The organism is Streptomyces sp. NPDC052301, from assembly GCF_044593395.1.
Classification (GTDB): Bacteria; Actinomycetota; Actinomycetes; order Streptomycetales; family Streptomycetaceae; genus Streptomyces.
In genome coordinates, this window is the sequence record NZ_JBIUBE010000001.1 from 681,966 (window position 1) to 708,907 (window position 26,942).

Below are 26,942 nucleotides of genomic sequence, written 5' to 3' on the forward strand. Positions count from 1 at the left end.
CTCACCGCTTCCGCCGCGCGGGATCATGCCACGCCCCGCCCGCGCCCACCGCGAATTTTCACCGCCCGGGCGGCAGCCCCAACTCCGGGTGGGCCTCCAGCAGTCGGGGCGGGGCCGCCTGGCGCCAGGAGTCGGCGAGGATGTCCCGCAGCTCGTCCTCGTCCTCCAGCGCGGCGAGTCTCGCCCTCACCCAGGCGAACTGGGCCTCGTGGGAGGCGATCCAGAACTTCTCCGGCTCGGCCGCCACCAGTTCGTCGCGCTCCTCCTTGGGGCAGCGCACGGCGATGGACGTCTCCTCCTCGGGCAGGGTCGCGAACATCTTCCCGGCCACCCGGAACGTGGGCATGCTCCAGGCGACCTTCTCCGTGGTGTCCGGCAGGGACAGGGCGATACGGCGTACGTCTTCGGCATCCGGCATGCCACGCACCGTAGCCCCTGCCACTGACAGTCACCCGGCCGGCGGCTTCAGCCGCTTGTAGTACAGGGTCGTCGGCCGCAGTTCCCCGGCCGGGGCGGCCGCGTAGTCGGGGATGGTGCCGGCCGCCGTCCAGCCGGACGAGCGGTACAGCCGCTCGGCGGGGCTGCCGGTCTCGGTGTCGAGGTGGAGCAGGGTGATGCCGGCGGCAGCGGCGGCGTCCTCGGCGGTGGCGAGGAGGAGGCGGCCGAGTCCCTGCCCGCGCGCGCAGCGGTGCACCATCAGCTTCACCAGTTCCGCGCGGTGGCGGCTGTTCGGCTTGTCGGCGTGGGCCAGGCTCACGGTGCCGACCGGTCGGCCGGTGGCGTCGAGCGCCGCCCACACGGCGAGCCGGCCCGCCGCCGTCGCCTCCGCCCGCTCCCGCCACCAGGCGGCGGCCTCCTCGCGGGCGAGCGGGGCGAGGAAGCCGACCGAGGCACCACCGGCCACGGTGTCGGCCAGCAGGTCCGCCAACTCCTCCGCCCGCTCGCGCACGTGACCGCCGGTCCAGCGTTCCACCCTCACGGTCGCACCACCGCCAGCACGTACCGCGTCTGGACGGGGCCGGCGCACCGGAAGCGGGTCGGGCCGAAGACGCGCATCCGCAGGCAGTCCCCCTGGTCCAGGTGGTGGGCCTGCTCCCCGTCGGTCACCTCCAGGGCACCGTCGAGCACCCACAGATGCTGTTCCAGGCCGGCCACGGGCGGGCGGTCGTAGGCGATGTCGGCGCCCGGCGCGAGCCGTCCCTCGACCAGTTCGCCGCGGAGCCCGGCGTGCGGCGGGGACACCGACCGCCTCAGGAAGCCCGAACCCCGGTCCTCCCAGACCGGCTGGTCAGCGGCCCGGACCAGCGGCGCGGGTGCCGCCTCCACCTCGCTGAGCAGCTGGGACATGGTGCGCCCGTAGACATGGCAGAGCCGGTTCAGCAGGGCGGCCGTGGGACTGGTCTCCGCACGCTCGGCGCGGGACAGGGTCGACCGGCTGATTCCGCTGCGCTCCGCCAACTCGCCCAGCGACCAGCCGTGTTGTGAGCGCAGCTCGGCCAGCCGCGCACCGAGCCTGGCGTCCACGGGGTCCGGGACGGAGGCGAGATCATCTCGTTTCACATTCGGGATACTATCCCATATGTGAGACGTGATGCACGGCCCTCGTCATTCCCGTCCCCCGAACGCCGCCAGCGTGCGCCTCGACGAGAGAAGCAACCACGAGGCCATCGCCTTCGCCGGGCCCGCCGGGCTGGAGAGGTCCCGCTTGATCAGGTCACGGCGCACCGGGGGCAGTCCGGCGAGGGTGTGCCGGGTGGAGTCGTAGCGGCGGGCGGGTACTCCGTCGCGGAAGTCCTTCAGGAACAGCGGCCAGGTGTCCTCGCCTGGCCCGGTGAAGACGGTGTCGGCGTGGGCCGCCGCCTCCTCGGGCGACGAGGTGACGTGCAGACCGCCCATGGCGACATGGACGCTCCGGGCACGGAAGTGGTCGGCTGTCTCGTGGCTGCGGCGGGCCGAGGTGATGTACGGCTGCACCACCAGCAGGTCGGGGGTGTCCAGGGCGGCCGGACCGATGCGCTCCACGTGTTCGTCGTACAGCGTGACCTCGTCGTCCGGATCGAGGTAGCCGGCCAGGGTGGCCAGGCCCAGCGGCGGGAACAGCGAGTACGTGATGGGCCTGAACAGCGGGCCGGTCGCCTCGGTCAGGGCCGGAAGGATCATCGTCACACGCATGTCCTCCCGGACTGCGGGCGATCGATGGCCGGTTCCCTACGCCTTGGCCGAATCCTCCAGGGCGTCCAGCACGGGCCGGATCAGGGGGTGCTCCTCGGCTCCCCGGCGTACGGCGGCGAAGACCCGACGGGTCGGGGCGACGCCGTCGACGGGGCGTACGACGACGCCGGTGAGGTCCATGCCGTTCAGGGCGGAGCGCGGTACGAGGGCCACGCCCGCGTCGGCCGAGGCGAGGGCGACGACGGCGCGGAAGTCGTCGGAGGAGTGTTCCAGCCGGGGCTGGAAGCCGGCGCTCTCACAGGCGAGGACGACCACGTCGTGGCAGGGGTTGCCGGGGTACGGGCCGATCCAGGGGTCCTTGGCCAGTTCGGCGAGGGGGACCTCGGGGGCGTCGGCGAGGCGGTGGCCCACGGGGACGACCGCGTCGAACGGCTCCGCGTACAGAGGGACGTGGGTGAGCCGGGGGTCGTCCGCGGGCGGCGCCCCCCGGTACTCCACGGCGACCGCCACGTCGACCTGCCGGTCCAGGACCATGGGCAGGCTGGCGTCGCCCTCGGCGTCCTGGACGCGGATCCGGATGCCGGGCGCGCGGTGGGCGAGCCGGGCCACGGCGGGGGCCACCACCTGCGCGATCCCGGTCGCGAAGGCGGCCACGGTGACCGTGCCCGCCTCGCCCGAGCCGTAGGCGGCCAGCTCGGCCTCGGCCCGCTCCAGCTGGGCGAGGACGGCGTTGGTGTGGCTGAGCAGGATCTCGCCGGCCGGGGTGAGCCGTACGCCCTTGGCGCCGCGCTCGACCAGCCGGTGGCCGGTCTCCTGCTCCAGGGCCGTCAGCTGCTGGGAGACGGCCGAAGGGGTGAGGTAGAGCGCGGCGGCTGCCGCGGTGACCGTGCGGTGGTCGGCCACCGCACGGAGGATGTGGAGCCGCCGTGCCTCGATCATGCGGTCAATTATCCCAGGGCACCCGCCCTGCTCAGGCCTCCAGCTCGGCACGGGCGGCGACGAAGGCGTCGACCGCGCGGTCGACGTCCGCGGTGGAGTGCGCGGCGGACAGCTGGACCCGGATGCGGGCCTGGCCCTGCGGGACGACCGGGTAGGAGAAGCCGATCACATAGACCCCGCGCTCCAGCAGCAGCTCGGCCATGCGGCCGGCCTTCGACGCGTCGCCGATCATGACGGGCGCGATGGCGTGGTCGCCGGGGAGGATGTCGAAGCCCTCCTCGGTCATGCGGCGCCGGAAGAGGGCCGTGTTCTCGGCGAGACGGACGCGCAGGTCGTCGGCGGACTCCAGCAGGTCGAGGACCTTCAGGGAGGCGGCGGCGATCACCGGGGCGAGGGTGTTGGAGAACAGGTACGGCCGCGAACGCTGGCGCAGCAGGGCGACGATCTCGGCGCGGGCGGCGACATAGCCGCCGGAGGCGCCGCCGAGTGCCTTGCCGAGGGTGCCGGTGATGATGTCCACGCGGTCCATGACGCCGTGCAGCTCGGGGGTGCCGCGGCCGGTCGGGCCGACGAAGCCGACGGCGTGCGAGTCGTCGACCATGACCATCGCGTCGTGGCGGTCGGCGAGGTCGCAGATCTCGGCGAGCGGGGCCACGTAGCCGTCCATGGAGAAGACGCCGTCGGTGACGATCAGCTTGCGCCGGGCGCCGCCCTCGGTCGCCTCCTTCAGCCTGGCCTCCAGGTCCGCGAGGTCGCGGTTGGCGTAGCGGAAGCGGCGGGCCTTCGACAGCCGGATGCCGTCGATGATGGAGGCGTGGTTGAGGGCGTCGGAGATCACCGCGTCCTCCTCGCCGAGCAGCGTCTCGAAGACACCGCCGTTGGCGTCGAAGCAGGAGGAGTACAGGATCGTGTCCTCCTGGCCGAGGAACGCCGACAGCCGGGCCTCCAGCTCCTTGTGCACCTCCTGGGTGCCGCAGATGAAGCGGACGGAGGCCATGCCGTAGCCCCAGCGGTCGAGCGCGGCGTGCGCGGCGGCGATCACCTCGGGGTGGTCGGCAAGGCCGAGGTAGTTGTTGGCGCAGAAGTTGAGGACCTCGCCGGGACGGCCTCCGGCGGTGACGGCGACGGTCGCGGACTGCGGGGTGCCGATGACCCGTTCGGGCTTGTGCAGGCCGGCGGCGCGGATCTCGTCGAGGGTGGCGCGGAGGTCGTCGCGGACGGTGTCGAACATGGGGGCTCCTGAAAGTGCTTGCGCGGCTTGGGATGTACGTCGCTTACGCGGTCCAGTCGAGGATGACCTTGCCGCCCGTGCCGCTCGCGGCGTCGGCGAAGGCCGCCTCGAAGTCGCGGTAGCCGTACCGGCCGGTGATCACGGGGGCGAGGTCCAGGCCGCCCTCCAGCAGCACCGACATCGCGTACCAGGTCTCGAACATCTCACGGCCGTAGATGCCCTTGATGGTGATCATGGAGGTGACGATCCGGGCCCAGTCGACGGGGAACTCCTGCGCCGGCAGGCCGAGCATGGCGATCCGGCCGCCGTGCGTCATGTTGGCGATCATGTCCCGCATGGCCTCGGGGCGGCCGGACATCTCCAGGCCGATGTCGAAGCCCTCGCGCAGGCCCAGTTCCCGCTGTCCGTCGGCGATCGTGGACTCGGCGACGTTCAGCGCGAGGCTCACACCGATCTTGCGGGCCAGCTGCAGGCGCTCCTCGCTGACGTCGGTGACGACGACGTTGCGGGCGCCCGCGTGCCGGGCCACGGCGGCGGCCATCAGGCCGATCGGTCCGGCGCCGGTGATCAGCACGTCCTCGCCGACCAGCGGGAAGGAGAGCGCGGTGTGCACGGCGTTGCCGAACGGGTCGAAGATCGCGGCGACGTCGAGGTCGACGGGGATCCGGTGCACCCAGACGTTGGTCGCGGGCAGGGCCACGTACTCGGCGAAGGCGCCGTCGCGGCCGACACCGAGGCCGACGGTGGCGCGGCACAGGTGGCGGCGGCCGGCCAGGCAGTTGCGGCACTTGCCGCACACCAGGTGGCCCTCGCCGCTGACCCGGTCGCCGATGCGGATGTCGGTCACGTCGCGGCCGACCTCGACGACCTGCCCGACGAACTCGTGGCCGACCACGAGCGGCGTGCGGATGGCCTGCTGGGCCCAGCCGTCCCAGGCCCGGATGTGCAGGTCGGTGCCGCAGATACCGGTCCGCATCACCTTGATCAGCACATCGCCGGGACCGATGGCGGGTTCCGGGACGTCCGTGAGCCAGAGCCCGGGCTCCGCCTTCTCCTTGACCAGTGCCTTCACGCGTGCGGCTCCTGTGGGTGAGGTCCCGGACCGCGGGCGTGCCGAAAGAGCCCGTGCCGGGTCAGAGGGGTGGAATCACCCTGCAATCTGCCGTATGCGCGGCACCGCGGTCCATCGAGCTTTTCTTAACCGCCGCCACAGCTTTCCTTCACACCCCCGCGTGTCACAGCGGGAGGCCGTCCTGCGCGCTCCGTTCGAGGCGTACGACGAGCTCGGCGGCGAGTGCCTTGATGGTGTCCAGGCCCGCCTTTCCCCAGGCGCGGGGCGCCGTGTCGGCGGCGCACACGGTGCCGAGCGCCATGCCCGAGCTGTCGATGAGCGGGGCGCCCAGATAGGAGTGGATGCCGTACTCGTCGACGACCGGGTTGCCGGCGAACCGGGGGTAGTCGCGGACGTCCTCCAGGACCAGCGCCTTGCGGCGGACCACCACATGGGGGCAGAAACCGTGGTCGCGCGGCAGCATCCGGCCGAGCACGGCCGCGGTGCCGTCCTCCCGGACGAACGGGGCGATGGCGGGGGCGCTGAGCCCGGCGAAGAACTGGTGGTCCTCGCCGACGAAGTTGACCATGGCGTAGGGCACGCCGGTGAGCCGGGCGAGATGGCCGGCGAAGGCGTCGAGCGCGGGTTCGGGACGGTCCGCCAGGCCGAGCCGGCGCAGCCGGTGGACCCGCGCGGGGGCCTCCTTGTCCTCGGGGGTGAGCAGCAGCCCCCGGACCGGGCGGGGAGGCTCGTAGCTCATGGCCGGGCTCCGTCGCTGTGGGCGTACCTCATATAGGGGCTCCGTGGGCGGTAGGGCGGAATCACATGTGGGCGCCGTGGCTGGGCGCCGGCGCCGGGATGTGGGCGAGGAGGTGGCGGACGAGAGTGAGCAGGGTCTGGACGCCGGAGCTGGAGATCCGGGCGTCGCAGCGGACGACCGGGACCTCCGGGTCGAGGTCGATGGCGGCCCGCACCTCCTCGGGGTCGTAGCGGTGGCCGCCGTCGAACTCGTTGACGGCGATGATGAAGGCGAGCCCGCGCTCCTCGAAGAAGTCGACGGCGGCGAAGCAGTCCTGCAGCCGGCGGGTGTCGGCGAGGATCACCGCGCCGAGCGCGCCCTCGGAAAGCTCGTCCCACATGAACCAGAACCGCTCCTGCCCCGGCGTGCCGAACAGGTACAGCACATGCTCCGGGTCGAGGGTGATCCGGCCGAAGTCCATGGCGACCGTCGTCTCGACCTTGTTCTCGATGCCGTCGAGATTGTCCGTGGCGGCGCTGACCGTGGTGAGCAGCTCCTCCGTGCTGAGCGGCGCGATCTCGCTGACCGCGCCCACGAAGGTCGTCTTGCCGACCCCGAAGCCGCCCGCCACCAGGATCTTGAGCGCGGTGGGGAACGGGTCAGAGCTGTCGTCGTAGTCCATCGAGCACTGCCTCCAGCAGAGACCGGTCAGTAGGAGTGTGGTGGAACGCGGGTGGCTTGGTGGTCAGCGCCCCGCAGTCGACGAGGTCCGAGAGCAGCACCTTGGTGACCACCGCGGGCAGTTTCAGCTGGGCGGCGACCTCGGCGACCGAGACGGGCCCGCGGCACAGCTCGAGGGCCTGGGCGTGCTCGGGGCCGAGGTAGCCGAGCGGGGTGACCCCGGTGGCCATGACCTGCGACATCAGGTCGAGGGCGACGCTGGGTTCGGTGCGCCCGTTGCTGACCGTGAACGGGCGCACCAGCCGTCCGGCCGCGTCGTCCAGCCAGGGCCCGTCGCCGGCTGCGGTCACGCTCAAGGCCTCGTCGCCGTGGGTTCGACGGCGTGCTGCCGGGGTGCGGTCACGAGGTAGGGGCGGACGCTCTTGACGAGCATCGCCATCTCGTAGCCCAGTACGGCGGCGTCGGCCTCACGGCCGGCGAGCACCGCGAGGCAGGTGCCGGAACCGGCGGTGGTGACGAACAGCAGCGTCGAGTCGAGTTCGACGACGACCTGCCGGACCTCCCCGCCGTCGCCGAACCGGACGCCCGCGCTGCGGCCGAGGGAGTACAGGCCGGAGGCCAGGGCCGCCATGTGGTCGGCGCTGTCGGCGTCGAGGCCGTGCACGGACTTCACCAGTCCGTCGCAGGACAGGAGCACCGCGCTGGAGGTGTGCGGTACGCGCTGAACGAGGCCGCTCAGCAGCCAGTCGAGGTCGGAAGCATGGGCGCTCGGCGCATCGCTCGCCATGGGGGATCGACTCCTTGGGGGGTACGAAGGTCTTCGGGAGCCCTTGGGGGGCTGTGCTGCGTGGATGGGGTGACGGCCGTGAGGCGGTCAGCCGTCCGGGGCGCTCCCGTCTGCCCGGCCGGTGCCACGGGTGCCGTCGGAGACGGGCGCGTGGGTGCGTGCCCCGGGTATGGGGCTGGGGTCCATGGGGGCCGCGCCTGTGGGGGGTTGGCCGTCGGGGTGCGGCGCCATGTGGTTCGGGGCCATGTGGTCCGGGGACATGTGCTGCGCGGCCATGTGGTGCGGCGCCATGGAGTCTGCGGCCGTGTGGTCCGCGGCGGTGTGCGGTGCGGCCCTGTGGTCCGGACCCGTGTGGGGCGAGGCTGTGTGGTCCGGGGCCATGTGGTGAGCGTCCCTGTGCGCAGGGCCCATGGGGGGAGCCTCCGTGTGCGCGGAGTCCCCGCGCGCGGAGCCCGTGTGCGCGGAGCCCATATGCGCGGAGTCGATGGCACCCCTGGGCTGTGGCTCCCCGTACGCCGGCGTCACGAACGCCGGTCGCCCGCCCCGCGCTTCCGCCTCCGTCGGCTCCGCGCACTGCTGGGCCTCGGCGAGTCCGATCCCGCGCTGGAAGGCCGCCATCAGGCCCGGGTCGTGGTCGGCGACGGTGTCGGCCTCCTGGCGGGGCGCGGGGCCGCCGCGGAGCTGGGGCACGAGATGCTCCTGGGCACGGCGGCGGGGCAGTTGGGGCTTGCCCATGGTGCCGCGCACGGCGCCGGTGCGCGGGGTGGGCAGGACGCCCGCGTGCGCCTCGATCGCCTGCCGGTCGGCGGCGTTGATCCCGGGCACGGCCTCGGCCGGGGTGGGCCGCACCTCACCGGCGCCCCGCACGGGGAGCGGGGCCGGGGCGTCCTCACGTTCCGTGTCGCCGGATCCCGGCTGCCCGAAGCCGCGCTGCCCGGCGCCGGACCGATCCGACGCACGCCGGGCGGACTCCCGTTCGGTGCCCTCTCGTGCGCCGCGTCCCCGCTCCCCGGACCCGCGCTGTGCGTGCCGTCGCCTCCCGGCGGCCGGCGCCGGCCCTGCGTCGGGTACGGCCGGGGCACCGGGCCCGGTCCCGCCCCCGCTCTCGGCACCGGTCCCGGACTGGGCGGAGTTGCCGGCCCCCGGCCGTTTTCCGGGTGCCTGGACGGGCCCCGGCGCCTGCGCCTGCCGGGGCACCCCGATGGCCGCCGGCGCCGGTGGCTGCTGTGGCAGGGCGGCCCCCGCAGCCGCCCCGGGCACGCCCGGCGCCGAGCCCAACAGGGCCTGGGGTACGACGAGTACGGCCTGCACACCGCCGTAGATGTTGCTCTGCAGCCGCACGGTGATGCCGTGCCGGCGGGCGAGCTGGGAGACGACGTAGAGGCCGATGCGGCCGTCGGCCAGCAGGCTCGCGACGTTGACCTGGTCGGGGTCGGCGAGCAGGGCGTTCATCTTGTTCTGCTCGCCGACGGGCATGCCGAGTCCGCGGTCCTCGACCTCCACGGCGAGCCCGGAGGTGACGAGGTTGGCGCGGAGCAGCACCTGGGTGTGGGGGGCGGAGAACACCGTGGCGTTCTCGATGAGTTCGGCGAGCAGGTGGATGACGTCGGCGACGGCGTGCCCGCGCAGTTCGCCGTCGATCGGCGGCACGAGTTTGACCCGGGAGTACTGCTCGACCTCGGCGATGGCCGAGCGCAGCACCTCGGTCATGTTCACCGGGTTGCTCCACTGGCGCCGGGAGACCGCGCCGCCGAGCACGGCGAGGTTCTCGGCGTGCCGCCGGATGCGGGTGGCCAGGTGGTCCACGTGGAAGAGGCCCTTGAGCAGGTCGGGGTCCTCGATCTCGTTCTCCAGCTCGTCGAGAGTGGCGATCTCCCGGTGCACGAGGGACTGGAGCCGGCGCGCGAGGTTGACGAAGACCTCGAGCTTCTGCTCGCTGCCGGCCTGGCTGGAGAGCTGGGCCGCGCGGACGACGGCGGTGACGGCGCCGTCGTGCGCGCGGGCCAGGTCGGCGGCGAGGAGTTCGAAGTCGTCGGCGTCCTCGGGCGGCCGGCGGCGTGGTGAGCGCTGCGGCGGGGTCTCCCCCTGGCGCAGCGCGTCGACCAGGGCGTGCAGGTCGGCCTCGCCGCGCGCGGCGGTGCGCCGGAGTGCGTCGACGCGCTCGGTGACCGAGCGGGCGGCACGGTCGGCGGCCACGGCGGCGATGAGGATCCCGGCGACGGCCACGGTGACCGCTCCGGCGAGTACGGCCCACAGGACGGGGCCAGTGCGTGCGCCGGTGGAGCGGATGCTGAACAGGACGGCGGCGGTGGCGCTGAGCGCGACCGCGAGCGGCGGCAGCACGGCGAGCCGCATGAGCTGGGGCCGTATGTGCGTTTCGGGCAGTGCGGGAGCGGGTCGGGCGACCGGTCGCCCGTGCCGGCCGCCCTCCCGGCGGTCGGCGCGGCCGGCCGGTGCTCGGAGGTGAGACATCTGCGTCCTCGTACGGGTCCGTCGGGCCTGATGCGTCACGCGGTGCGCGGGTGGCGTGCGTGATCTCGGTGTCGGCCGGCGCGACCGGCGGTCCGGCCGTGCTCACCGACGGACACTCACAGTAGTCGCCTGCGCATCATGTGCGGTGGGCAGTTGACAAAGTCACCCGAGGAGCGTCCCGCTCTGGTATGAAGCCTCGTACGAAAGAACGATGACCGGGCCGGACGGCCTCGACCGGCCCGAAAATGACCGAAGCAACCTGGTCAAAAACGGTCGCTAGTGAAAGACGACGAGCGGCGGACCACGATCGGTCCGCCGCTCGGCATCCATCCGTTTTCGGCCGATTGTCCGCTCACCCGGCCACCGGAGCGCCGGAGGCGCCCCGCGTCGGCACGCCCGCTTCCGTCACGGAGCGTATCGGTCTTGGCCTTGACTCGCCCGGTGCCGGGCGAGGGCGCGTCAGGCGCGCGCGGGCGGCTCGGCCACGAACGCGCCGACCGAGCGCCAGGTCCGGCGGTCGCTGCCGGACGCGCCGCGCCACCACGCCTCCGCCGGGAGCTTGCCCGCCGGTTCGAAGGGCTCGCCGGGCCGGGGCAGGGCGACGGCCTGGCCGGCCTGCTCGGCCGCCTCCTTGGTCCACTCCCCCGGCTCGGCCCACGGATGCGGGGCGAGGTTGAAGGTGCCCCAGTGGATCGGCAGCAGCGCGCCGTGCGGCGCTCCGCCCTGCAGGTCGAGGTGGGCCCGCAGTCCCTCCTCGGGGGTCATGTGGATGTCGGGCCAGAACTCGCTGTACGCCCCGATCTGGATCATCGTGGCGTCGAACGGGCCGTGGGCCGCGCCGATGTCCTTGAAGCCGTCGAAGTAGCCGGTGTCGCCGCTGTGATAGATCCGGTGCTCCTCGCCGGCCACCACCCAGGACGCCCAGAGGGTGTGCTGGGTGTTGCGCAGACCGCGGCCGCAGAAGTGGCGGGCCGGGGTGGCGGTGAGGGTGAGGCCGCCGACCTCGGTGGACTCGTGCCAGTCCAGTTCGCGCAGTCGGGCCGGGGAGACACCCCACTGCTCGAGGTGGGCACCGACGCCCAGCGGCACGGCGAACAGGGTGTCGGTGCCGGCCAGCGCCTTGATCGTGGGCAGGTCCAGGTGGTCGTAGTGGTCGTGCGAGATGACCACCACGTCGACCGGGCCGAGCGCGGTCAGCGGCAGCGGCACCGGGTGCAGCCGCTTGGGGCCGACGAAGGGGAACGGGGAGCAGCGCTCGCCCCAGACGGGGTCGAACAGGACCCGCCGGCCGTCGATCTCCGCGAGCACGCTGGAGTGGCCCATCCAGGTCAGCCGCAGTCCCGTGGCGGGCGGCTTGGCCAGGTCGGCGTAGGTCGTGGGGTGCACCGGGACGGTGCCCTCGGGGGCGCGCAGCGGCCGGGTGTCCTTGTCGAAGAAGACCTTGGCGAAGTCCAGTGCGGAACCGGAGGGCCGGGTGCGCGCGCTGCCGCCGGGATTCTGGAAGACGCCGTCCTTGAAATGGGGGGAGCGACGGATGCGTGCCAGGCGCTCACCGCCCGGGTCCGCGCCGAAGGCCGCAGGCCGCAGCACGCGGAGTCCGGAGCTCGAGGAACGCAGACCGGTCACGGGACCTCCCGGTGGAGTGGCTGAGGCCCTCCATTATGGTCGGCCCCTCCGGCAACCCGGGGTCACACCCTCCTCCGGCGGCACTCCTGAAGATCCGCCCGGCACGTCGACAGGCCGCCGCACGGTCCCGATACTGACTCGTCATTCAGTAAAAGACCGTTGCGGCGTCCTCCGGCAGGCACCTCTCAGCCCCTGGGGAGGCGGCGGCCCCGTCCCGATCACCGTCCCCCGAGGAGACCCCATGACCGCCCCCCTGATGTCGCTCGTCTGGACCGACCACCTCACCGGCCGCCGGGGTTTCCTGGTCGTGGACCGGCTGGTGCGCGGGGTGGCCAGCGGCGGGCTGCGGATGCGGCCCGGCTGCACCCTGGAGGAGGTGGCGGGGCTCGCCCGCGGCATGACGATGAAGGAGGCCCTGCACTACAACCCCGAGGGCCGCTACGTCCCGCTCGGCGGCGCCAAGGGCGGCATCGACTGCGACCCGCAGGACCCGCAGGCGTACGGGCTGCTGGTGCGGTATCTGCGCGCCATGCGGCCGTACATCGAGAGCTGCTGGACGACCGGTGAGGATCTCGGCCTCGGCCAGGACCTGCTGGACCGGGCTGCGGCCGAGGCGGGACTGGTCTCCTCCGTGCAGGCGGTGTACCCCCTGCTGGACGACGAGGCGGCGGCCCGCGGACGGCTCACGGACGCCTTCGCGGTCCAGGTCGACGGCATCGGCCTGGACGAGCTGGCCGGCGGCTGCGGGGTCGCCGAGGCGGTGCTCACCGCCCTGGACCGGGCGGCGGTGCCGCACCGGGGCACCCGGGTCGCCGTGCAGGGGCTCGGCACCATGGGCGGGGCCACCGCACGGTTCCTCGCGCGGGCGGGGCTGACGGTGGTGGCCGTCGCCGACGTCAAGGGGACCGTCGCCAACCCGGCGGGCCTGGACGTCGAGGCACTGCTCGCCGCACGGGACGCGTACGGCACCGTCGACCGCCGCGCGCTGCGCCCCGGCGACCGCGAACTGCCCGGCGCGGCCTGGCTGTCCGCCGAAGCGGAGGTCCTGGTGCCGGCCGCCGTGTCGTACGCGATCGACGGCGCGGACGCGGAACGGATCCGCGCCCGCTGGATCGTCGAGGCCGCCAACATGCCCGTCCTGCCGCAGGCGGAGGAGCTGCTGGCCGCGCGCGGGGTGACGGTGCTGCCCGACGTGGTGGTCAACTCCGGGACGAACGCCTGGTGGTGGTGGACCCTCTTCGGTGACATCGGGGCGGACGCCGACGAGGCGTTCGCGCACATCCGCCGCTCCATGCGGGCCCTGGTCGGTCTGGTGCTCGACCGGGCGGACACCGACGGGACGACCCCGCGCGCGGCCGCCCACGCCCTGGTGACCGACCGGCTGCCGGTGATCGCGGAGCGCTTCGGCTGGTACCGGTGACCGGCGCTGACCCGGCGGCGGACCGCGAGTGGACCGCCGGGGGAACTGACTGAACGAGCAGTCAGCAGTGCGGTCCCGTCGCCCCGGCCGCAGCGGGGCGCCGGCAGCTCGTCGGCGCCGCTCCGGGGGGCTGTGTAGGGTGACCGCGTGGCGAGAGTGCGGTTGAGCGTGGCGGAGCGGCAGGAGGAGCTGCTGCGAGCCGCCATCGAGCAGATCGAGGCGCGGGGTGTGGCGGCGGTCAGGATCGCCGACGTGGCCGCCGCGCTGGGCGTGAGCAACGCGCTGGTCCTGTACCACTTCTCGACGAAGGAGAAGCTGGTCGCCGCCGCGTTCGCCTACGCGGCCGAGGACGACCTCGCGCATCTGCGCAAGCTGCTCGGCCGGCGGACGTCGGCACTGCGCCGGCTGCGGGCGGCGGTGCGCTGGTACGCGCCGACCGGCCAGGCCAAGGGGTGGCGGCTGTGGATCGAGGGCTGGGCCGTGGCGTTGCGCGAGCCCGCCCTGCGGGACGTCACCCGGGAACTGGACGCACAGTGGAAGGCGGCGCTCGCCGAGGTCGTCGCCGAAGGGGTGGCGGCGGGCGAGTTCACGTGCGCCGACCCGGCCGGCGCCGCCCTGCGGCTGACCGCGCTGCTGGACGGGCTGGCCGTGCAGCTGACGTCGTACCCGGGTGCGGTGCCGCGGTCACGGGCCCAGGAGTGGGTCGACGACGCCCTCGCCCGTGAACTGGGCCTGGACCGGGCCACGTTGGCCGAGCGCTAGGGCCCTCCTGCGGATCTTGCCGGGGGCGCGGGGTCTGGCACGCACATCTGCGGCGTTGCCGTCACGCGCCGGCTCCCCCACGCTCGGTTTCGCTCGCGCGGCGCCCCGTCGCGTCGACTCCCTCCTGCGCCTTGCAGCTGCACGCACCGGACCCCCGCTCGGGTCGGCCGTGAAGCACCGTCGGACAGAGCCGGCCCGATGCGAAGGAAAGACCCTGCCGGTGTGCCCCGTACCGCACACCGCGCGCGGTACGGGGCACACCGGCAGGGTCAGGCCACCGAGGCGATGCGCATCTTGATGTCGTCCGGCGACAGGGTGCCCTTCGCCGTGACGTGGTCCCCGGAGGACTCGCCGCGCAGTCGGCGGCCGATCCACGGCACCAGGTACTCGCGGGCCCACTGCACGTCGTCGCGGCGGACCTCCAGGGTGCCGCGCGGCGGCAGCGGCGGCCACGGCTGCTCCGGATCCGCCGGGACGTCGAGGCCGAGGGCCTGTCCGGCGCGCAGCGCCACGCGCGTGTGCCCCTCGGGAGAGAGGTGGAGCCGGTCGCCGTCCCAGGCCCTGCGGTCCTGCACGGACTTCAGGGACCACAGGTCGAGCACCGGGCATCCGTACCGGTCGGCGATGGCGCGGACGTGCCCGTTGTACGTCGCGATCTTGCCGCGCAGATGCTTGAGCACGGGGACGCCACGGGTGTCGAAGCCGGTGGTCACCAGCACCCTGCCCGCGGTCTCGGCCAGCCGGGCCACGGCCCGCTCGAAGCGCTCGGCCACCTCGTCCGGGTCGGTGCCGGGCCGGATGATGTCGTTGCCGCCCGCGCAGAAGGAGACCAGGTCCGGGGCGAGTTCGACGGCCGTCGGGAGCTGGTCGGCCACGATCTGATCCAGGAGCTTCCCCCGCACGGCGAGGTTGGTGTACTGGAAGTCGCCCTCGGGGCGTCGGTCGGCCAGCAGTACCGCGAAGCGGTCGGCCCAGCCCACGAACGCCCCGTCGGGGCCGGGGTCGCCGACGCCCTCGGTGAAGCTGTCCCCCACCGCCACGTACGACCCGATCACTGATCTGTTGTCATTCTTCGAATCGTCTGCCACGTCGGACCATGATTCACCTTCGCCTGTGACTTACGCGACCGTAGGCCGGGGTTGACGAACGGTGAGATGAGCCACTCCCAAATAGTTTGCGATCGAGGAATACAGCTGCCGCCAAGGCTGTTGGAGCCGGGAACACGACAGACCGGACCGGGGGATCGGCGGCCGTCGACCCACGGCGCCGCCGCGCTCGCGTGCTGTCCCTCCGTCACGGCCTGTGTCACGGCCTGCCCGGCTGAACTCTCAGACACGGCGCAGCCGGAAGACCGCCGCATCCAGGTCGCCCTTGAGTCCGGTGCGCAGCCCATGGTGCAGCAACAGCGCACCCCGGTGCACCTGCCCCGTTTCGCGGCATTCGTACGACGCCGCCGGATCGAGTCCGCGCAACCGCAGCATCGGCACCGGCTCGCCGTGGCTCTGGGCCTGGAGGCAGGCGAGGACGACCGCCTCGTCCCCGTGGACGTACTGGACGGCACTCAGGCCGCCCGCCGGCGGCCGCAGCCGGTACAGCTCGCCGCGCTGCACCAGCGGACGGATCTCCTTGTAGAGCTCCACCCACCGCCGGGCCTCGGCCAGCTCCTCCTCGGTCCACCCGGTGAGGTCGCCGCCGACGCCGAGCACGCCTGCCATCGCGCTGACGAAGCGGAAGCGCAGCGAGCTGACCCGGCCGTTGAGCTGGGTGTTCGGACTGTCGGTGACCCAGGCGGCCATGACCCGGGCGGGGTGGATCTGGCTGAAGCCGTGCTGGATGGCGAGCCGGTCCAGCGGGTCGGTGTTGTCGGAGGTCCACACCTGGTCGGTGCGGGCCATCACCCCGAGGTCGATCCGGCCGCCGCCGCCCGAGCAGGACTCGAAGGCGACGCCGGGATGGGCCGCGCGGAGCCGGTCCAGCAGGGCGTACAGGGCGTGGACGTGGTCCACCCACAGGCGCTGGGGGTACGGCTCGCCGGGCCAGCCGGCGTCGGTGAAGCAGCGGTTGAAGTCCCACTTCACATAGTCGACCGGGGCACTGGAGAGCAGGGCGTCCAACTGCTCCCACAGGTACTCCTGGACGTCCTGGCGGGCGAGGTTGAGCACGAGCTGATGGCGCAGCTCCGTCCGCTTCCGTCCCGGCTGGTACTGCACCCAGTCGGGGTGGGCGCGGTAGAGGTCGCTGTCGGGGTTGACCATCTCGGGCTCCACCCAGATGCCGAACTGCATGCCGAGGCCGTGCACCTGATCGGCGAGGGGCTTCAGGCCGTGCGGGAAGCGGTCGGGGTTGGGGGTCCAGTCGCCGAGCCCCGCCCGGTCGCCGGTACGGGCGCCGAACCAGCCGTCGTCCACCACGAACAGCTCGACCCCGATCGCGGCGGCCCGGCGGGCGAGCGCGAGCTGCTGCTCCTCGGAGATGTCGAAGGCGGTCGCCTCCCAGGAGTTGAACAGCACCGGCCGGTCCCGGTCGGCGTCCGGAATCACGTACGCCCGCTGGTAGGCGTGCCAGGCGCGGCTCGCCCCGCCGAATCCGGTGTCGCTCCACAGGCCGGCGAAGACCGGGGAGGCGTACGACTCCCCCGGCTCCAGGAGCAGCAGGCCCGAGTCGTCGTGGCCGGCGCCGCCGGTGATCTGCACGCGACCGTCCGGGAGCCCGGCGACCGCGATGCGCCAGGAGCCGGACCAGCCGAGGGCGCAGCCGTAGACCTCGCCGCGCTCCTCGGTGGCGTCGGTGTCCAGCGCGACCCAGGGCAGGTGCTGGTGGCCGGTGTGGCCGCGGCGGCTGCCGATGACCTTCTCGCCGTAGGTGAGCGGGGCGGTGGTGAGCCGGGACTCGGCGGCCCAGCGGCCGTGCAGCTGGGACAGCCGCCAGCCCTCGCGATCGGGCAGGGTCCAGGTGGCCGCGTCCGCCCGCAGCAGCTCCACGCGGGCGTGGCCCCCGTTGTGCACCGACACCCGGCGCTCCACGACGTCGCCGCGCATGCGGTAGTGGAGGGTGATCGCGAGCCCGTCGTCGTCGAAGCGCAGCCGCAGCTCCCCGCCCTCGGTCTCGTGGGACACGAACCGCCACTCGGTGCCGCGCCGCTCCCCGGTGCGCACGGACAGGGCGGGGCGGACGAAGCGGGGACCGCCCTCGACCGGGTACTCCTCGCGGCCGTCGAGCGGGGACTCGAAGGGCCAGTAGCCGGGCAGCGGATCCACGGCCAGCGCCTCGGCGTCGGCCAGGTCGATCCGCGGCCCCCAGTGGAGGTGGAGCAGCTCGTCCGCGTCGGTGAGATGCAGGGCATAACTGCTGGTGGGCCCCGACAGGAGCCAGGTACGACCGTCTTCGGCGATGTCCGCCATCGAGACCTCACAGGTGCCAACAGATCCGCTCAAGTGCGAACATCATCGGGCCCTTCCGCCCCTCGTGACAATGGCCGCGGGCAACTCCTTGCCCGAGGAAACCGATGTCGTATCGTCGTCGGGAGCGCCCGCCGACGAGCCGCGACGGCGGGGCCGACCGGGAGGAGCCCCCGTGACGCAGCAGGTCCCGTCGACCGAGCCCGAGCTGGCCGGTGTGCGCAATTTCCGTGACGTGGGCGGACTGCCGACCGAGGACGGACGGCGGGTGCGCCACGGAGTGCTGTTCCGCAGCGGTCATCTCGCGCACGCGACGGCGCAGGACACGGTCTTCCTGGCCGGCCTGGGGCTGCACACGGTCTTCGATTTCCGCAACGCGGCCGACCAGAAGCTGGAGGGCCCGGACGTCGAGCTGCCCGGCGTCCGGAACGTGAACCTGCCGCTGAGCGACCCGGCGGACGGCGCCGAGTTCTGGAACATGGTCCGCGACGGCGACCTCGACCAGCTGCGCGGCATCCTGGCCGGCGGCAAGGGGGCGGACCGGATGATCGCCTCGTACCGGAAGATCGTCAGGGAACGCACCGCCGAGCACTCCCGGGTGCTGCACGCTCTCGTCGAGGACAGCGTGCCCGCCCTGATGCACTGCGCGGCCGGCAAGGACCGCGCGGGCATCTCCATAGCGGTGACGCTGCTGGCGCTGGGCGTGGAGCGCGAGGCGATCGTCGCCGACTACCTGGAGTCCAACGCCAAGCACCGCCGCTACAAGGTCCGCCGCAGCGGCAGCGCGGACACGGCGTACACGCCCGAGGTGATGGAGCTGCTCAGCCCCCTCTTCGACGCCCGCGCCGACTATCTCCAGGCGGCCTTCGAGAGCATCCACGACACCTGGGGCGGCGTCGACACCTACCTGGAGCAGGGCCTCGGGCTCTCCCCGCAGTCCCGCGACCGGCTGCGCGAGCGCCTGCTGGACTGACCCCTCTAGGCGGCCCAGGGCAGCCGGACCGCCTCGATCTCGGTGTCGCGCAGCAGGGCCTCGACGAGCGGGGCGGGCCCCGCCACCTTGGTGGCCCACAGGTCGTAGTCGGTGCAGACGACCCAGGAGCGGTCCTCGGCCCAGAGGTTGGATGGGCTGTAGTGGACCTCGGGGTTGTCGTACAGGATCTCGGCGTCCCCGAGCCGGCCGGTCCGGACGTGGGTGTGCTCCAGGTCGAAGTCCAGGAGCACGAGCGGGTTGTAGGAGGCGAAGCAGCTGGTGTCCGGCCCGGCCGCGCTGTGCTCGGCGAGCAGCCGTGTCAGCCGGTTGAAGGTCTCACGGTCGAGGCTGCCCTCGGTGGGCGGCACGATCGAGACGGGCCAGCTCCCCCCGTTCGACGCCGAGGGAAAGCAGCGATAGGACGGCAGGAGCCCTTCGGGGACCACGGGATCGCCGGTCCGCGCGGCGAGTTCCGCCCAGCGCAGCCTCCGCCAGCCGGGCCCGGGGTGCTCCGCACGGCCCAGACCGCCACCGGTGACGACCCCGTCCTCGGTGAGGTCGGTGCCGCCGACGACCTCCCGGGCGACGCTTCCGTCGGCCAGGCGCGCGCGGTGGACGTCGTCGTACGGCACCTCGCCCGGGGCGTGCGCGTGCTCGTACATGGCGTTGAGCACCCAGGCCGCGTCGGGCAGCGCGGGCGGCATGAAACCGGTGAGGCCGCTGCCGGCCAGCTCCCGCAGCCAGTCGGCGGCGGACGGTGGGGCGAGCGGCCAGGGCGCGGCCGGCGGGCCGGAGGTCTCGGGCATCCGCCCATGATCCCACCCGGCCGGATCGCCTCAGCCCTTAACGCCTCAGCCCTTGGCGCCCACCGCGAACAGCAGGTAGAGGAACCCGGCCAGGACGTGGCCGAGGGCGATGTAGATGATCAGCCGGATCCACAGGGCTCGGGGGAACTTGGTTTCGAGGTCGCTCATGGCAGCTCTCCGTTCAACGGCCCCAGGCACAGCGTGGCCGTGGGGCTCTGCAGCAGGGTGTGGACGAACAGCAGCTCGACGCCGTCGTGGTCCTCGGCGGCGAGCCGGTGCGGGGTGAGCGAGTCGAAGTGGGCGCTGTCGCCGGGTGCGAGCAGGTGCGCGCTGTCGCCGAGGCGCAGTCGCAGCCGTCCCCTGAGGACGTACAGCCACTCCTCGCCGGGGTGGACACGGACGATGTCGCCCTGCGAGCCGTACGGCACCCGCACGCGCAGGGCCTGCATACCGCGCCCGGAGGCTCCGGCCTGGACGTAGGTCCAGCCGCCCGCCCGGGTCGGTTCCATGTCGGCGGCCCGCACGATGGCGTCCCGGTCGGCGACCGTCTCGCCGAGCAGGTGGGAGACGGTCGTACCGTAGATACGGGCGAGCGCGAGGAGCATCGGCAGCGAGGGCTGGCGGTGCCCGGTCTCCAGCCGGGAGAGATGAGCCGGCGAGAGCCCGGCGGCGCGGGCCGCGGCCTCCAGGGTGAGGCCGGCGCGGCGCCGCAGTGCGCGCAGCTGGGGCGCGACGGCGGGCAGGTCCCCGCCCTGGTCCGCCGAGGCGGCGGCGTCTGAGGCGTTCATGCCTCCATTGAGCCGGAGCGTTGCCTCAGGGGCAACTTTCTTGCCTATGAGGCAAGCCTCTGCCACCCACCCTCCCGTACGGACGAGCGAGACCTGCTACGCTCCACCCAAGACTTGAACATGTTCAAAAACGGGGGAGACGATCATGTCCGCAGCCGGCTCACCCAGCCACAGTGACTCACCCGCCGCCGCCCTGGGTCCGCTCGCCCTCTTCCTCGGTGCCGTGGCCGCCGCGGGCGCGTGGCCCACGCTGATGTTCGTCCTGCTGCCCTGGAGCCTCATCGCCGGCGGCCTCGCGGTCACCTTCGGCGCCATGGGAATCCACTACGCCGGCCTCGGTGCCGGCCGCCTGTGGGCCTCCGTCACCGGCACCGTCCTGGGCGCGACCGGACTCGCCGCCCCCTTCCTCCTGTTCGTGGTGCTTCCCGCCTGAGGCCTGTCTCGTCCCCGCGCACCTCCGCGAGCCCGGATGGGGTGCCCGCAGACGACGGAAGCGGGGTGCGGGATCTCCGGGAGACGGGTGCCACCGGGCGGTTCGCCCCGAAGTCACCCTCGCGAGCCGCCCACCCGCCGGACCGCAGCCGGCGGCGCTCTGTCGCGGCCGCTCACCCCGACTGGCACGCCCGCCAGGTCCTCCACGAACGGCCACACCCCGCCACGGCTGCCTGACGGTCCCCCGGGATCAGTCGGACACCACCACGACGAGGCCGTCCACCTGGCTCGCGGGGGACTCCTTCGTCGTCTCCACGGTGATGTGCCACATTCCGGGCGGCAGGGTGAGGTCGGCTGTGTAGCCTCCCGTGCCGTCGGGGCGGAGCGGGAGGGGGCGGCCGTAGGAGGTTCCGTCAGCCTTCTGCAGGTGGGCGTCGAGGGTGAGGCAGGGACTGTCCGCGTGGACCTGGAGGGGCACTGTCTCTTCGGCCGACGCAACGGGGGGCAGGTGCAGGGACAGTGGGCGGGCCGGCGTCAGCCTCGCTCTGGGGGCGATGGCGGTGATCTTTCCGGTGAGGTCGCGCAGCAACTCCGCGTGGCTGGTCAGACCGACGTGCGTCGCCGGGTAGAACATGGCGTGGGCATCGTCCTCCCAGTGCGGAGGCACACTGCTGAACCGCGGCACCGTGCCGTCACCCCAGTTGAATCGACGCTCTCGGCGGGTGAAGCGCAGCTCCGGCGGGTCGATCACCACGGTTTGTTCCGTTGGCTGCCAGCCTCCCGCGAACACGTGCACCAGCCTGTCCGGCGATGCCGCCTCGTTGTTCCCGATCGCGCGGTGGAAGGCGGCTGAGTGTTCCACGGCCTCACGGCTGAGGCCGGGAACGTGGCAGTCCCGCAGAGGGACGGCGTCGGCGCGGCGGTCGTCCCCCGCGCCGCCCTCGCCCCCCGGCTGTGCGACGTGGACGTGGCTCGGGAGGAGTTCCGCGATCGACGGAAAGGTCTCCGCGACGGGGCGCAGACGCTCGCTGAACCAGCGCCAGGGCGGCTGCAACAGCCGGCCCGTCAGAACGCGCACCGCTTTCACGGAACCGCTGTACGGAGTGCCGATGGTGTACGCCCGCCTGGTGATGTCCGCGCCGCCGAGGACGTGCAGGAAGTACCGGCCGATGAGGCCGCCCATGGAGTGGCAGACGAGTTGCAGCTGTGCGTGGGGACCGCCGCCCTCACGACGCCACTCGTACAAATGCCGTTTCGCCCGGTCCAGGAGCAGTCGCGCGTTGTACCGGTTCGACAGCCTCCAGTCGTAGGGGAAGATCATCAGCTGTCGCTCGGGGTTCTTCAGGCACTTCTGCAGGGACCTCACCAGGGCCGGGTATCCGGCGCCTGCCCAGAAGCCCGGCCAGACCTGCCAGCCCGGCATCAACTTCTCGGGCCGAAGCGCGTCCCGCGCGGGCGGCGGGCCGTCACCGAGGCCGGGCGGGAGTCTGAGGGCCTCCAGGGTCGCGCAGAAGTCACGCAGGAACTGCGCCCCCATGGCAAGCGAGGCGTCCCACGCATACCGGCCGTCCGGCCTGCGCAGCACACTGCCGAGAACGCCCGGCACCACCACGACGAGATCCTCCTCCTGAAGGAGCCTCTCCTCCGGACGCTGCGTGAACACGACACCGCCTCAGCTGTCATGACGGGAGGACCGTCGAACCCGCGGAACGACCTGACGACGCAGGCCGGAGGCGACCAAGATAGAGGCATGCACAACGCAGCGGGGGACGAACGGGGAATTGTCCTGGACATCGTCGTGGACGCGTACGAGTCCCCGTCCATGGGACGACTGGAACATCTGCGCGGCCAGGTCGACGCGGTGGTCGACCTGTTGGTGGCCGGAGGCTTTCGCCGCCACCCTGGCGGCGGACGGCGGCGCCCTGAAGACCTGCGCTTCCGTCAACTGCACGATCTCTTCGGGTCCTTGGATCTGCCCTCCGGCACCGAGCGCCTGCTGGTCTACTGGGCCGGGCACGGCCGCCAGCTGCAGAACAGCGGTTTCTACCTGCTGTGCTCCGACTCGGACGACACGGAGATCAGCTCTGCCGACGCGATGAGGCCCGCCTATCTGGGAGAGATGTTGGCGCGGTGCGGCGCCCGCGAAATCGTCCTCGTCATGGATGCGTGCAGTTCGGGCGGCGGCGCCCTCGAGGTAGACGAGGCGTTCACCGGGAAGATCGAGGAGAAGAGGAGCGTCAGGCCGCCCAAGCTGGTGGTCGTGTGCTCGGCGCCCTCCGGCGAGAGTGCAGATGAGCGGGCGCTCAGCGAGGCCATGCGGGCGGTCCTGCAGGACCCGGACGAACAGGTGCAGGGGCGGGTCTGGGGGCCACGTGACCGCGGAATCACGATCGATGAAATGGTCAATGCGCTGGACGCTCAGCTCGGCACGAGCCAACCCCTCCATGTGCGCAGGGTCGGCGTCTTCTCCACCACGTTCTTCCCCAACCCGCGTTACAACCCGGAGCTCCCGGACACCGACCTCGAGCGCCGCCGCGCCTGGCCGGCGCTGCGGCGCGAGGACGTCCGTGAGCACTTCATGCTCAAGTTCCGCGGTGTCGACGCCGTGGACGACGACGGCTACTTCTTCCGCGGTCGCAGCAAGGCCCTGAAGAAGATTGTGACGTGGCTGCGCACGGAGGACTCCGGCATGTTCGTCGTCACGGGGCCGCCGGGCAGCGGCAAGTCGGCGTTGCTCGGGCGACTCGCCGTGCTGTCCGACGCGTCGTACCGGAAGGACGTCGACGAGGCCGATCCGCAGGCGGTCCGCGGCGCGGACCCCGGCACACTGCCCGACATCGGCGCCATCGACGTGGGCATCCACGCGCGCGGCAAGGACGTACTGGACTGCGTCGACGCGTTGGCGGGCGCCCTGGGGCTGGAAGCCCCCCGCGGCGGCTGGCACGACCCGGAGCAGCTCGTCGCCGCCGTCGGCCGGACGAACGGCAGGCTCACTGTGCTGGTCGACGCGCTGGACGAGGCACGACCGGAGGCGGTCGGCGCCATCGCCGGACGCCTGCTGCGTCCGCTTGCCGACCTGACCGGGGTCAAGGTCCTCGTCGGCACACGTCGTCGTGCCGTCGAGGCGGAGGACTGCGCCGCCCGTGACCTGATCGCGGTCCTCGCCCCGCGATGGCGGCACTGCCTCGACCTCGATCAGGACACCGACGCGACCAAGGACATCGCGGCGTACGCCTACAAGCGCCTCACCGATCTGAAGGACTCCCCGTACGACCTTGCCGACACCCAGCTCACCCGCGAGGCAGCCCTGCGCGTCGCGCAGGAGAGCGAGTCGGTCTTCCTGATGGCCCGTCTGTTCACCCGGGCGCTGGCCGGTCGGAACGACGTCCTCGACCTGGACGGGCCCGAGGCACGCGAGATCTTCCGCAGCCGTGACGTGGCCGAGGTCTTCGCGGCCGATCTGGTCCGGTACGGCGCGCTGCGGCAGAAGGTCACCGACCTGCTCGCCCCGCTGGCCTGGGCACTGGGCCACGGCCTGCCCAAGCGTACGATCTGGGCCACCGCGGCAACGGCTCTCACCGGCGGGGCACGCGCCTATACCGAGGACGACGTGGCCTGGGTCCTGGACAACGCCGGTGCTCACCTGATCGAGGCCGGCGAGGAGGGCCAGAGCGTCTACCGGCTCTACCACCAGGCGTACGCCGATCACCTGCGCCAGGCCGTCGCCTCGGCGGACCGTGCACCCCTCCTCCTCTACGAGGCCGTCCTGGCCACCGTGCCCGGCGGCGACGACCGGCCGGACTGGATCCGCGCCACACCGTACGCACTCAAGTATCTGCCCGCCTACGCCCTCGCCGCGGGCCGGCTCGACCACCTCGTCCAGGACTCCGGCATCCTGCCGTACGCGGACCCGACCCGGATGATGCGGGTCCTCAACACGCCCGACCAGCAACGTAGTTCCTTGCCGCGGCTGTATCTGCGGGTCTGGGACGAGTTACGGGACCTGACCCCCGAGGACCGGGCAGCCCTGCTCCAGCTGCGCGCCGGCATCGACGAACCGGACGCACTGCCCCAGCTGAGAACGGAAGCGCAGCTGGGCTGGCGGGTCCGGTGGGGCAACGGCCGCCGAACGAACTTTCACGGCGTGCTCGCCGGCGGGCCGACCAGTGCGGTGGGCGCCGTCGCGATCGACCTCGACACCTACGGCACGCTCACTGTGGCCGTGGGGGACGACCGGGGCGCGGTCCATCTGTGGGACGGCACCTCGGGTGAACTGCTGCACACACTGCCCGCAGGCCACGCCCCGGTGACGGCGGTGGAACTCACCCGCACCAGAGGCCGGCTCCTGCTGGCCGCCGCCTCGGAGAGCGAGGTGCGCCTGTGGAACGTCTCCGACGGCCTGCCGGTGAGTGACCCCTGCCGCCACCGCCGGAAGGTGACGGCCATGGCCTTCGGCGCCACCGCGGACGGCGAACCGCTGCTCGCGACGAGCGCCCGGGACGGCCTTGTCCGCCTCTGGGACATCGACCGAGGCGCACCGCTGCAGACCTGGTACGGCGGCGGTCTGGGCACGCGCGCGCTGGCCCTCACCGCTCTTCCGGGGATCGGCGACGTGCTCGTGGCCGCCCACACCACGGGCGCGGTCAGCACCTGGAAGATCGCATCGCCGGCAGATGTCAGCGCTCCACGGCCGTGGTGGCACAAGCTGCCCGGCCAGCTGCGGTCCCGCCACGGCATCGCCCTGGCGGAGCTCGACGGACGTGCCGTTGTCGTGGGCCGCGGTGGGGCGTTCGTCGACGGATTGCGCTGCCTGGATCTGAGAACCGGGGCACCGGTCGGCGACAACGCTGGAAAGGGGGACCGAGGGTTCACGCCCAAGGCCATCGGTTTCACCCCCGAGTGCATCGGTGGTGTCAAGGACGACCCGGCCGCCTTTGTGACGGGCGGACCGGAGGGTGGGGTCCGGCTGAGACGAGGACGCGGCCCCGTCGGCGGCTGGACCGGTCACTCCGGCGATGTCCTGGCCGTGGCGGGCGTGCGGGATCGCGGGGGTGACGTCTTCGTCGTCAGCGGAAGCCGGGACGGAACCGTACGGCTGTGGAACACCGCTGTCTCGACCATCGACGACCGCCCACGGCACGGCCATTCCCACGAGGACGCCGTCACCGGCTCGGATCTCGTCGCGCTGCCCGACGGCCGGCTGCTGCTCGCCACCGGCACCGCGGACGGAACGGTCTGGATCTGGGACGGGAGAACGGGACGGCGGATCGCCCGGTGCGCGGTCATCACGGACATCCGTTACGACACCCCGGCCACCTACATGCAGGGCATGGGCCCCGGCCCCATGGCCGTCCGCGAGGTCATCTCGGGTCATGACGCACGCGTCAGCGCGCTCTCCTGGGTGCCGGGCACGGCCAAGCGCCCCGCGACGCTGGCTTCGGGCAGTCTGGACGGATCCGTCCAGTTCTGGAGCGCGATGGGGCATCCGCTCATCAGGCACGAGAGCATTGCACCGGTGGTCGCGCTGACGGCGACCGCCCTCGTCGAGGACGGCGACGCCGCGCTCGTCGCGGCCGGCCGCCACCGCACCATCGCTCTGCACGACAGCCGCGGTCACCGGCTGCCCGCCCGGCTCGGCTCCCGCGTCCGGCTGTTGCGCGGCCATCGCCGGGGTGTCAGCGCCATCGCCTTCGCCCCGCAGGCCGACGGGACGATGTGGCTGGCCAGCGGCGACAAGAGCGGGAAGATCACACTCTGGGAACACCCGTCCGGCAGGCCGGTCGGACAGCTGCGCGGCCCCGGCGACGGAAGCAAGGCCCATCAGGGGCGCGTGCACAGCCTCGTCCCCGTCCTCGGCACCGAGGGCTCGACGCTGGTCAGCGCCGACGCGCACGCCGTACGCGTGTGGGACCTGACCTCCCGGTCGATCCGGGCGGAGCTCGGCTGCGGGCCTGTCTGCCAAGTGGCCGCGGTGGCCACGGCCGACGGACGGACTCTGGTCGCCGTCCCCACCGCCGGCCGCGCCGTGGAGATCTGGGACGCCGAGGCCGAAGCGCGGCTCGCTGGCGTGCGCGGATTCCCTGAGCCGGTGTCGACCGTCAGCATGCTGCGCGACCCTCACCACTCCGACACGGTGCTTCTCGCGGTGGGCCACGGGCGCGTAGTCCACCTCGTGGAACTGCTGGAGTTCTCCGACCGCCGGCGCTGGAAGGGCACACCATGACCGCTACGGCCCAGGAACCGCCCTCCTCCTCCGAAGGGCTCGCGGAGCTGCCGCCCGTCCTCCGGCGCGAGCTGAGCCGGGAGCTGCGCCGCTGGAGGGTGGGGACGAACGCGTACGGCGGTACCTACTACGGCCTGCGCATCGTTCTGATCGTGACCAGCGCCATCGTGGCCGCCGACCAGAACCTGGGCCACGCGAAAGGAAGTTGGCTGCTGTCCTGGATACCGGCCCTGTCCCTGGTCGTCGCGGTCACGACGGCCGTCGACACCTGGCTCAAACCCCAGCAGAAGTGGCGGGGGTTCATGGAGTCGCGTGACGCGCTGGCCGACCTCCTGGTGCAGGCGGAGGGCGGTCTGCCCGCCGAGGAGGTACGGGCCCGGTTCCTGGAACTCCGCCAGCGGCACCGGGAGCGGAACATCTTCTGACCGTCTCCCGGTCGACG

25 protein-coding genes are annotated in these 26,942 nt (G+C 72.7%); 6 read left to right on the plus strand and 19 right to left on the minus strand.

Annotated elements, in window-relative coordinates; all coding sequences use genetic code 11:
* Positions 1–58 precede the first annotated feature (58 nt).
* From ACIHEJ_RS02875 to ACIHEJ_RS02935, 13 genes are all read right to left on the minus strand, one after another.
* Positions 59–418 (minus strand): MmcQ/YjbR family DNA-binding protein, encoded by a 360-nt coding sequence (locus ACIHEJ_RS02875; RefSeq protein ID WP_400131480.1) that lies wholly within the window; start codon positions 416–418, stop codon positions 59–61.
* 30 nt (positions 419–448) lie between these two features.
* Positions 449–973 carry a GNAT family N-acetyltransferase gene (locus tag ACIHEJ_RS02880; protein ID WP_400131805.1) on the minus strand — a complete coding sequence of 175 codons (525 nt, stop codon included), beginning with the start codon at positions 971–973 and terminating at the stop codon, positions 449–451.
* A 2-nt stretch (positions 974–975) separates the two neighbouring features.
* Positions 976–1,560: a helix-turn-helix domain-containing protein gene (locus tag ACIHEJ_RS02885; RefSeq protein WP_400131482.1), complete on the minus strand. Its 585-nt coding sequence runs from the start codon at positions 1,558–1,560 to the stop codon at positions 976–978.
* A 45-nt stretch (positions 1,561–1,605) separates the two neighbouring features.
* Entirely contained in the window at positions 1,606–2,160 is a 555-nt protein-coding gene (locus ACIHEJ_RS02890) for a cobalamin-dependent protein (RefSeq protein ID WP_400131807.1), read from the minus strand.
* A 48-nt stretch (positions 2,161–2,208) separates the two neighbouring features.
* Complete coding sequence (locus ACIHEJ_RS02895) at positions 2,209–3,111, minus strand: LysR family transcriptional regulator (RefSeq protein ID WP_400131484.1); 903 nt, start codon at positions 3,109–3,111, stop codon at positions 2,209–2,211.
* A gap of 31 nt (positions 3,112–3,142) precedes the next feature.
* A complete protein-coding gene (locus ACIHEJ_RS02900) occupies positions 3,143–4,342 on the minus strand; it encodes a glycine C-acetyltransferase (RefSeq protein WP_400131486.1) in 1,200 nt (399 codons plus the stop codon).
* 43 nt (positions 4,343–4,385) lie between these two features.
* Positions 4,386–5,414, minus strand: coding sequence for an L-threonine 3-dehydrogenase (gene tdh, locus ACIHEJ_RS02905; RefSeq protein ID WP_400131488.1), 1,029 nt, complete (start codon positions 5,412–5,414; stop codon positions 4,386–4,388).
* A gap of 163 nt (positions 5,415–5,577) precedes the next feature.
* Positions 5,578–6,153: a GAF domain-containing protein gene (locus ACIHEJ_RS02910; protein WP_400131490.1), complete on the minus strand. Its 576-nt coding sequence runs from the start codon at positions 6,151–6,153 to the stop codon at positions 5,578–5,580.
* Positions 6,154–6,214: 61 nt separating this feature from the next.
* Positions 6,215–6,814, minus strand: coding sequence for a GTP-binding protein (locus tag ACIHEJ_RS02915; protein WP_400131492.1), 600 nt, complete (start codon positions 6,812–6,814; stop codon positions 6,215–6,217).
* On the minus strand, positions 6,792–7,163 hold the full coding sequence (locus ACIHEJ_RS02920) for a DUF742 domain-containing protein (protein ID WP_400131494.1): 372 nt from the start codon (positions 7,161–7,163) through the stop codon (positions 6,792–6,794). Before ACIHEJ_RS02920 ends, ACIHEJ_RS02915 begins: the two co-directional genes overlap by 23 nt.
* 2 nt (positions 7,164–7,165) lie before the next feature.
* Positions 7,166–7,600: a roadblock/LC7 domain-containing protein gene (locus ACIHEJ_RS02925; protein WP_400131496.1), complete on the minus strand. Its 435-nt coding sequence runs from the start codon at positions 7,598–7,600 to the stop codon at positions 7,166–7,168.
* Between the two features lie 87 nt (positions 7,601–7,687).
* The gene (locus tag ACIHEJ_RS02930) at positions 7,688–10,072 is read right to left on the minus strand and encodes an ATP-binding protein (RefSeq protein ID WP_400131498.1); all 2,385 of its coding nucleotides are present in this window, start codon (positions 10,070–10,072) and stop codon (positions 7,688–7,690) included.
* Positions 10,073–10,531: 459 nt separating this feature from the next.
* On the minus strand, positions 10,532–11,698 hold the full coding sequence (locus ACIHEJ_RS02935) for an MBL fold metallo-hydrolase (RefSeq protein WP_400131500.1): 1,167 nt from the start codon (positions 11,696–11,698) through the stop codon (positions 10,532–10,534).
* 241 nt (positions 11,699–11,939) lie between these two features.
* Here ACIHEJ_RS02935 and ACIHEJ_RS02940 point away from each other — a divergent pair, with 241 nt between their 5' ends.
* Together ACIHEJ_RS02940 and ACIHEJ_RS02945 are read left to right on the plus strand one after the other, a co-directional pair.
* A complete protein-coding gene (locus tag ACIHEJ_RS02940) occupies positions 11,940–13,118 on the plus strand; it encodes a Glu/Leu/Phe/Val dehydrogenase dimerization domain-containing protein (protein ID WP_400131502.1) in 1,179 nt (392 codons plus the stop codon).
* Positions 13,119–13,265: 147 nt separating this feature from the next.
* Complete coding sequence (locus ACIHEJ_RS02945; RefSeq protein ID WP_400131504.1) at positions 13,266–13,880, plus strand: TetR/AcrR family transcriptional regulator; 615 nt, start codon at positions 13,266–13,268, stop codon at positions 13,878–13,880.
* 269 nt (positions 13,881–14,149) lie between these two features.
* Here ACIHEJ_RS02945 and ACIHEJ_RS02950 read toward each other — a convergent pair whose 3' ends face one another.
* Together ACIHEJ_RS02950 and ACIHEJ_RS02955 are read right to left on the minus strand one after the other, a co-directional pair.
* On the minus strand, positions 14,150–14,935 hold the full coding sequence (locus ACIHEJ_RS02950) for an SGNH/GDSL hydrolase family protein (protein WP_400131809.1): 786 nt from the start codon (positions 14,933–14,935) through the stop codon (positions 14,150–14,152).
* A gap of 273 nt (positions 14,936–15,208) precedes the next feature.
* Positions 15,209–17,281, minus strand: coding sequence for an alpha-galactosidase (locus tag ACIHEJ_RS02955; RefSeq protein WP_400131811.1), 2,073 nt, complete (start codon positions 17,279–17,281; stop codon positions 15,209–15,211).
* 172 nt (positions 17,282–17,453) lie between these two features.
* Between ACIHEJ_RS02955 and ACIHEJ_RS02960 the strand changes: the two genes are divergently transcribed.
* Positions 17,454–18,251 carry a tyrosine-protein phosphatase gene (locus ACIHEJ_RS02960; protein ID WP_400131506.1) on the plus strand — a complete coding sequence of 266 codons (798 nt, stop codon included), beginning with the start codon at positions 17,454–17,456 and terminating at the stop codon, positions 18,249–18,251.
* A gap of 5 nt (positions 18,252–18,256) precedes the next feature.
* Here ACIHEJ_RS02960 and ACIHEJ_RS02965 read toward each other — a convergent pair whose 3' ends face one another.
* From ACIHEJ_RS02965 to ACIHEJ_RS02975, 3 genes are read right to left on the minus strand one after another with little or no spacing between them, the layout of a single operon-like run.
* Entirely contained in the window at positions 18,257–19,057 is an 801-nt protein-coding gene (locus tag ACIHEJ_RS02965) for a hypothetical protein (protein WP_400131508.1), read from the minus strand.
* 45 nt (positions 19,058–19,102) lie between these two features.
* Positions 19,103–19,225, minus strand: a complete 123-nt coding sequence (locus tag ACIHEJ_RS02970; RefSeq protein ID WP_366017298.1) for a DUF6126 family protein — start codon at positions 19,223–19,225, stop codon at positions 19,103–19,105.
* Positions 19,222–19,845 (minus strand): helix-turn-helix domain-containing protein, encoded by a 624-nt coding sequence (locus ACIHEJ_RS02975; RefSeq protein WP_400131510.1) that lies wholly within the window; start codon positions 19,843–19,845, stop codon positions 19,222–19,224. The genes ACIHEJ_RS02970 and ACIHEJ_RS02975 overlap by 4 nt, the downstream gene beginning before the upstream one ends.
* 145 nt (positions 19,846–19,990) lie before the next feature.
* Between ACIHEJ_RS02975 and ACIHEJ_RS02980 the strand changes: the two genes are divergently transcribed.
* Positions 19,991–20,278 (plus strand): hypothetical protein, encoded by a 288-nt coding sequence (locus tag ACIHEJ_RS02980; RefSeq protein WP_400131512.1) that lies wholly within the window; start codon positions 19,991–19,993, stop codon positions 20,276–20,278.
* A 249-nt stretch (positions 20,279–20,527) separates the two neighbouring features.
* Here ACIHEJ_RS02980 and ACIHEJ_RS02985 read toward each other — a convergent pair whose 3' ends face one another.
* The gene (locus ACIHEJ_RS02985; RefSeq protein ID WP_400131514.1) at positions 20,528–21,940 is read right to left on the minus strand and encodes a hypothetical protein; all 1,413 of its coding nucleotides are present in this window, start codon (positions 21,938–21,940) and stop codon (positions 20,528–20,530) included.
* Positions 21,941–22,027: 87 nt separating this feature from the next.
* Between ACIHEJ_RS02985 and ACIHEJ_RS02990 the strand changes: the two genes are divergently transcribed.
* Positions 22,028–26,500, plus strand: a complete 4,473-nt coding sequence (locus ACIHEJ_RS02990) for a hypothetical protein (protein WP_400131516.1) — start codon at positions 22,028–22,030, stop codon at positions 26,498–26,500.
* Positions 26,497–26,925 (plus strand): DUF4231 domain-containing protein, encoded by a 429-nt coding sequence (locus tag ACIHEJ_RS02995; protein ID WP_400131518.1) that lies wholly within the window; start codon positions 26,497–26,499, stop codon positions 26,923–26,925. Before ACIHEJ_RS02990 ends, ACIHEJ_RS02995 begins: the two co-directional genes overlap by 4 nt.
* The last annotated feature ends 17 nt before the right edge of the window (positions 26,926–26,942 follow it).